The organism is Methylobacter psychrophilus (assembly GCF_025583945.1).
GTDB lineage: Bacteria > Pseudomonadota > Gammaproteobacteria > Methylococcales > Methylomonadaceae > Methylobacter_C > Methylobacter_C psychrophilus.
This window is the reverse complement of the sequence record NZ_JAOEGU010000091.1, coordinates 1-7,172: the sequence shown is the minus strand read 5'-3', so window position 1 is coordinate 7,172 and position 7,172 is coordinate 1. Positions and strand designations below refer to the sequence as shown.

At 36.3% G+C, this 7,172-nt stretch carries 6 protein-coding genes and 2 pseudogenes; 6 read left to right on the top strand and 2 right to left on the bottom strand.

Features of this window, described 5'->3' with window-relative positions:
• The 5 genes and pseudogenes from N7974_RS19770 to N7974_RS19755 form a co-directional block, all read left to right on the top strand.
• Window positions 1-504 (top strand): annotated as a pseudogene (locus N7974_RS19770) (hypothetical protein); the annotation flags it as partial.
• Between the two features lie 27 nt (window positions 505-531).
• Entirely contained in the window at window positions 532-771 is a 240-nt protein-coding gene (locus tag N7974_RS20850) for a DUF4351 domain-containing protein (protein ID WP_394813137.1), read from the top strand.
• Between the two features lie 29 nt (window positions 772-800).
• Window positions 801-1,331 carry an REP-associated tyrosine transposase gene (locus N7974_RS19765; RefSeq protein WP_262967256.1) on the top strand — a complete coding sequence of 177 codons (531 nt, stop codon included), beginning with the start codon at window positions 801-803 and terminating at the stop codon, window positions 1,329-1,331.
• Between the two features lie 781 nt (window positions 1,332-2,112).
• On the top strand, window positions 2,113-3,462 hold the full coding sequence (locus tag N7974_RS19760) for an O-antigen ligase family protein (protein WP_262967255.1): 1,350 nt from the start codon (window positions 2,113-2,115) through the stop codon (window positions 3,460-3,462).
• 627 nt (window positions 3,463-4,089) lie between these two features.
• Window positions 4,090-4,545: a retropepsin-like aspartic protease gene (locus N7974_RS19755; protein WP_262967254.1), complete on the top strand. Its 456-nt coding sequence runs from the start codon at window positions 4,090-4,092 to the stop codon at window positions 4,543-4,545.
• On the opposite strand, the gene N7974_RS19750 is transcribed toward N7974_RS19755, so the two are convergent.
• On the bottom strand, window positions 4,542-4,841 hold the full coding sequence (locus N7974_RS19750; protein ID WP_262967253.1) for a helix-turn-helix domain-containing protein: 300 nt from the start codon (window positions 4,839-4,841) through the stop codon (window positions 4,542-4,544). The two genes, N7974_RS19755 and N7974_RS19750, sit on opposite strands and share 4 nt — an antisense overlap.
• A 590-nt stretch (window positions 4,842-5,431) precedes the next feature.
• Window positions 5,432-6,118 (bottom strand): M15 family metallopeptidase, encoded by a 687-nt coding sequence (locus N7974_RS19745; RefSeq protein ID WP_262967252.1) that lies wholly within the window; start codon window positions 6,116-6,118, stop codon window positions 5,432-5,434.
• A gap of 783 nt (window positions 6,119-6,901) precedes the next feature.
• On the opposite strand from N7974_RS19745, the pseudogene N7974_RS19740 reads away from it, so the two are divergent.
• Window positions 6,902-7,172, top strand: a pseudogene (locus N7974_RS19740) (hypothetical protein); the annotation flags it as partial.

The following is a 7,172-nucleotide window of genomic DNA, read 5'->3' as shown; positions in this document are numbered from 1 at the left end:
CTTCAGGCTTGTGTCTTGGTAATTGAGCATAAGGAGTCATGGCTATCCGTGTTTTCAGAGGTAGATCACTATTTTAACCTTATAAAGGCCAAATTCTATGTCGATTATTTAGGAAAGATGTCTAATGGACAACGCCGTTGGCGAGCACCGTTACAATTAAATCAATTGATCCACCCTGCTCCCGCAGGATTGGAAAAATATCGCCCCCAAGTTGGTTATTTATTGTTGGATGAAGGACAATTTAACCAGGATGAATTAAGCAGTCTAAACAATCTGGTCGCGGCTTTGTTTCAACTTGAAAACAGCCGTACCGAGCAAGAAATACAAAGTGTTTTGGTGCACCTTATTGACTGGCTTAAAGAACCCAAACAAACCAGCCTAAGACGTGCTTTTACAGTGTGGTTTAACCGTGTACTATTACCCGCTAAAGCACCCGATGCTCACTTTACAGAATTAAATGATCTTAACCAGGTAAATACCATACTGGCAGAACGTGTTAAATAATGGACAAAAGAATAGAAGCGAGAAAGCCTGCAAGAAGGTAGGCAAGAAGAAGCTACCAAGATTTTTTTGTTACTTCTTGAGTCTAAATTCGGAGTCGTCAATCAACAGTTGCAAGAAAAAGTGCGTAATGCCAGTCCTGAACTAATTGAAACGTGGGCTAAACAAATTTTCAGGCTACAACTCCAGAAGATTTATTGGATAGTTGATAGCGGCATCGTTCCCACGCTCCAGCGTGGGAATGCAGGCAGCGACGCTCCAGCGTCGTAATCACCAAGCCATAACCCACAGTAATAATTATGGGCAAAAACCGTTACAGCATAACTGATCCCGATAAACCGCACTTTATGACATGTACGGTATTGGAATGGCTACCGGTTTTTACTCGCCCTGAAATAGTAAAAATCCTGCTGGATTGCTGGCGCTATCAAAGGGAACACGCTGGCTTACGACTTTATGGTTATGTTGTTTTAGAAAACCATTTGCATTTTATTGCTCAGGCACAGGATTTAACTAAATGCGTAAGTAGTTTTAAGTCTTACACTGCACGGCAAATTATCGACTATTTGCTGGCTCATCATGCTGATCAGTTATTGGATCGGTTGCATTATGCAAAGCGTGCACATAAAGCAGACCGGGAATATCAGTTCTGGCAAGAAGGTGTGCATGCAGAACTTATATTCACTGAGGCTATGATGCGCGAGAAATTGGATTATATTCATAATAACCCGGTTAAACGAGGTTATGTCAATCTGCCGGAATATTGGCGTTATTCAAGTGCCAGCTTTTATATGGACTTACCGGGGCTTATTGATATTGATACTTGGTAATGTCGACGCTGGAGCGTCTCGGGCTGCATTCCCACGCTAGAGCGTGGGAACGATAAGAAAACCGCAATTTCAAAGTCGACGCTGGATAGTGGGAATGATGCATTTTCTCTACCTGCCGATATGTCACAATCTGAAATAATTGAAGACATTCCAAAGCTTAATGCAATCGATATTAATGCCTGTTTAAGCTGTATAGCAAATCATTAACACAACGTGGTACTTCTTAAATCTTCAAGAAGTTATTACAACTAAAATAATGGTGACGATTATTTTACAAGCTGTTTAAGACCTAATAATTATTTAAATAATGAAAAAAATAATTTTCCGACAAATATTATTAATAATATAAAAAATATTCTTGTTACTATTGCAATAAAAGGTTCCTTATAAAAGTTTATTATTTTTTTTATGGCCATAAAAATGTTAATAAATCCTGACGTTATCTTTAAAGTGAGTGGATGGATATCGTGTAATACAAAAATATGTAATTTCACTATATCCTCTAATATATGCTTAAAAATTATACAGGAGTAAAACTCATAAAAAATTATTTTTGACTAAAGCGAGTGTTAACCTGTTTGTTTACCAAAAAAGTTGAGCTTAATAATGTGCAATGTTCAGGTTTTGAAGATTAAGAATACGGCAAGGACGTTCCTGAGTCTATTGACGTAAGTATTCAGGCACCCTCGTACAATTCCCTCCCCTTTGAAAAGGGGGAGCTAAATAATTACCGTTAACCTTTCAATGGTTACTTAAATAATTTCCTGTGACGATAATACTAATGTTTAAAATTTTCTTATTTACGATACTATTGTCCCCTATTCCTTTTGGCGCCAATCGTCCATGGGCCTGGAGTTTATACGCGATGTTACTGGCGTTAGGCGGTTTGCTAGCCAGCATTGCTGTTTTATTCAGACAATCGCCTGTGCAACTTACTATAAGGCCTGTTAAATATTCATTTTTTCTGATCTGTATCCCGATTGGCTGGGCTTTATTGCAACTTTCTAATGTTTCTCCCCTGGATTGGAATCATCCTTTTTGGCAATTAGCTGCTGAACAATTACCACTACCTGTTCCGGCACATATTAGTTTGACCCCCCAAGAAACTGCAACAACATTAATGAAACTGTGCAGTTATTTATTGGTGTTTTTTATTAGCTTACAATTTAACCGTTATAGTCAAAATGCCCTACTCACCTTTAATAATTTAGCTTATGCCGGGTTACTTTATGCTGTTTACGGCCTGATTATCTATTTAGGCCAGTTTAAAACGCTATTATGGTTTGACCAATGGGCACCCATGAATGCGGTAACCAGTACCTTTGTTAATCGTAATTCTTATGCGACTTATGCAGGCTTAACGCTACTGGCTGGATTGCCGTTATTATTTGAAAAAATTCAATCCAGCTTTCAGTATGGCCTTAAAAATAACTATGGCCGGCAGTATTTTTTTGAGAATGTATTTATTCGCGGTTGGTTTGCTTTATTGCTTATTATTACCATAGCAACTGCATTGTTTTTAACACAGTCTCGCGGTGGCTTTTTAAGTACAGCATTGGCTATTGTTGCTTTTTTTATTATTCTATTGGTGAGTCGTAAAATAAAAAATAATTTTGCTGTTATGCTGTTATTGGCAGTTGTTAGTCTTATTTCTTGGGGAGTATTTACGCGTAGTGGTGATAAATTAATTGACCGTCTTAATGCCACGTCACCCGAGAATGAAGGGCGCTGGATGGTTTATGATCTTTTGGCAAAAGCCAATGCTGAAAACAGCTGGTTAGGCTTGGGTTATGGGAGCTTTGAAAAAAGTTTCCGTTTATATCGTGATGAAACTATTGTTGGATTTTATGATAAAGCCCATAATACCTACTTGGAAAATATTTTTGAATTAGGTTTATTGCAAGCTTCGTGTTTATTTATGGCTATTTTCTTGATGGCTTTAGTTTGTTTACGCGGTGTTTGGATAAGACAAAGAAACTGGATTTATCCGGCTATTGGTTTCTCGGCAAGTTTACTGGTTGGTGCGCATGCTTTGGTTGATTTCAGCTTACAAATACCTGCTATCGCTTATACCTATGCTTTAATAATGGGTGCCGCTGTTGCCCAATCTTTACCCACCAGAAAAAGCTGATAAGTCTGCGGGTTAGGCAATATTTTTTCGTTTCCCAACATTCAACAGGCAAAAATATAATATCGATACATTGCCAAAATCATGATTACATTTCAACGTAGAAATGTCAGGCACTAGACGCACTCAACTTAGTTGTCTAAACGTCTTCATAACATCAGTAAATAACTTTCAATTAAAAGATTACAAGGCAATTTAAGTGCTTACTTAAAAGTATTTTATCAAAAATAATAGGTTATGCTATTCAACATAAATACATTTTTGTCATTCGCAATATTAATGTAAAAAACAATTCAGTTGAAAAAAGACTACATGAAGTGATTGAAATTAAATTGAACTATGATATCAATTGGCACTTACTAAATTACTGCAGGTTAGTGATTAAATTATTCTAACGCTACTTTAAATAGCTACTAATCAATAGATTACAAATTTTATTTTTTTTAAATTAATTTCTAATACTTAATAATATGAAAGACTAATATTAAAAAATACTTTTTTTAGCTATCCAATTTTTTAATATTGCCATAATGAGGTTTACTAATTAATTAGTAAATACCTTTATTATAGCATGGATTTAATTACTTACATGGACTGGTAAAACCAAGCCATTATAAAAACATCAATCTAATGATACATATAAAAATAATAAAACCATTTTTTTGCCTACTTATTTTAGCGTTTAGCTTTAACAGTTTAGGAGACGAAATAGCATTAACAGAGCATAATGGTGTATACATCATGCCTATTACACTCAATGATTCTATTACCGTAAACGGAATATTGGATACGGGTGCCAGTGAAATGTTTATTCCATTTAATGTAATAGCCCTGTTAATACAATCAAAATCAATTGCTATAAAAGATATTTTAAAAGAGGGTTTTTATAAATTAGCTGATGGCAGTACAAAAATCAGGGAACGAGTAAATATTACAAAAATTGTAATCGGAAATAATACATTTCATAATATAAGTGCAATAGTTGGTGCAAATAACTCTGAAATTTTAATTGGGCAGAGTTTATTAAAAAATCTTAGTTACCATGTTGACAATAATAAAAAAATATTAACGTTAAGCCGTAATTAATCAATATCATTTGGCATAAATATTACTGCATTTAAAAATCGGTAATGCTTGTAAAATTTAGCGTAAAAATGACTTCTGAAACAGCATTTGACAACATAAGTGCCACTGTAAACCTTACTTAAAAAAGAGGCATCGATTGCCCTCTTAATAACCAGCATTAAATTTTCGTCAGAATTCTTAGAAACTGAATCACGTGACAAGCCGGTGACCTCAGCAAGATCGCTTTGAGTAATATGCAATACCTTAGCCAAAGTATTGGCCGCAATAAAGCCTTCTTCGGAAATAACTTGATGCAAAAAACCAGTAGTCGCCATAAATGCCTCACCATTTAACCTTTTATAGGGTCTAATTATAAGGCATATTGAATATCACGTATTATTTATCTACATGAAATGCATCATATACTTCTGTCACAAAGCTCAACAAAATCCACATAATACCTTCACGGAAGGCCGGACTCGACCCAGACTGTATGAAAACTCACAAACAAAATCTTCAGAGGTTGAATTTACTCCATTTACTTGTAAAAACAGAGTGAACTATCAAGGATTGCTCACATTTTAAAGTGCAATTGAATAAATAATCCGTTAATTATTTCCACTGACTTTGGTGATTTTGAGTTTTGACACAGTCTGGACCGTGAGCTGCCCGTCATCAAACCATCAAGATCAACAGCAGTTGTTTGAAAACGCTTGCGTCAATATCCGATCCAAATTAGTAGGTCATCCACTTTTTTGATAGCCCTTTTTCTCCTTAATAAGCCTTAACTTTTTACCAGCGGTTATGCAATGACTGAGAGTCCAGAATATCAAGCGGCGGTAAACCTGTCGGACAAGATAAAGTCTGGGGCTTTGCCTAATCCATTTACTACTCAAGTGGTTTATTATCATTCTACGTTAAAATTGAAATAGGTATTGGGGTATGGCTCTTGTTTCAAGGTGAAATGCCACCACTCCTTTGGGTAAGGTTTAAAGCCATGTTTTTCCATTACTGTTTGTAATAACATCCTGTTGGCTCGTTGCATGACAGTTAGTTCAGAATATTCAGGCCAAGAACGAGGATCAAAATAATCGAAATGTGTTCCCATATCCAACTCTTGTTCCAAGCCTTTAGCATCAAAGGACACTAAAGTAACATCGAGCGTGCTGCCGCGCGAATGCCCTGATTTTGAGGCAATATAATCTTCCCGGAACAAGTCCTGTTTGGCAACCTGAGGATAATATTCGGATTGCTTACGAACATCCTTTAAATCTTTAGCCCAGCGCACAAAATGATCAACTGCACGTTGCGGTCGGTAAGCATCAAATACTTTCAAGCTGAATCCAAAACGCCTCAAATCAGCTTGTGCATGATTAAGCGCTATAGCGGCTTCCTTGGTTGTAATGGCTATTGGATTGATATAGCCGTCGATAGGCATGCCGATGAAATTCTCTGTCTTGGCGTAGCGTATATCCAGCACTATAGTCGGCACTACATCGGTTAGATAAACAAAACCAGAAGGCAATGCAGCGGCATTAAGGATGCCGGTATAAAGTGTATAAAGTAACAGCAGGGTAGTTTTGAGGTAAGGCATATCTTAAACAAGGGGTATGTTTAAACAAACGCCACAAAAATCCGGTTGCCCAAGGTACCGGTTTGCAGCAGCGTTCTGGTTGTGTGAAGCAGAATTATTCATTTTCTATAATCAGCATGACACTTAATAATTAAAATTGCTGTTTAAGATATTGATTTACTATACAAACAAATAGAATAACCTGGAAATACGGATGCTGACAACGGGTAAAATTTCAACAGTGATTAAACAAAATAGGTCAGCTCTCTGCTTTTGTCGTTACTTGATGCACACTACTTCGAATTTGATTCAATGGTTTAGCTTTCCGGGGTTACTGCACTATCAACTTTTTGAATATCAGGGTTTTCGATAGTAACTCATTTGACCCGTGCGCTTAAATTTACGCCTAATATTCAACGTAAAATATCATTACCCTGTATTCATCAATCCTTCCAACCCATTAAACTTGATGCTTTTTTAGCGATATATGGTAAGAATTCGCATAAATTTCACTTCGGAGATGAATTCACCTGTCCTTTTTCGCTCAACTAAGGCAAGTTGCTTTTATAGAAAATCCTTGTATACCTTTATTACCATTAATGGTGTGGGTATTAAATTTTTTTAGGAGGAATTTATCATGAGAATATTAACCACGTTAGGCGTTTTTATTTTTTTGTTTTAATTGATGTTAATTAACTGTAGACCTGGTTGTTCACCGGCAGAGTTTTCGGTAACTTTATTTCCAATAATCTTGATTTCACTTTTTATTTGGTACCGATTATCTGCCAAAAAGTCTGATTAACTATGGCTGACTTTTTTGATGTTCATGTCATCACATTAAATGATTTAAGGTCAGATCAATACGGTCTTTTGATATCAGATCTGGCAGAGATTATTTGTGAAGTATTCAGTGAGTCACCCTGGAACGAGAGCTTTTCAGCGGCAAGAATCATCTTTGGACTTGGTGTTGAAATGATGAGAAAGAATTCCATACTGATCATCGCAAGGCATAAACAAGAAGGTCATTTAATAGGTTATATGCTTGGTCAGGAGTTGGTTGTGGCGTCTGATGATC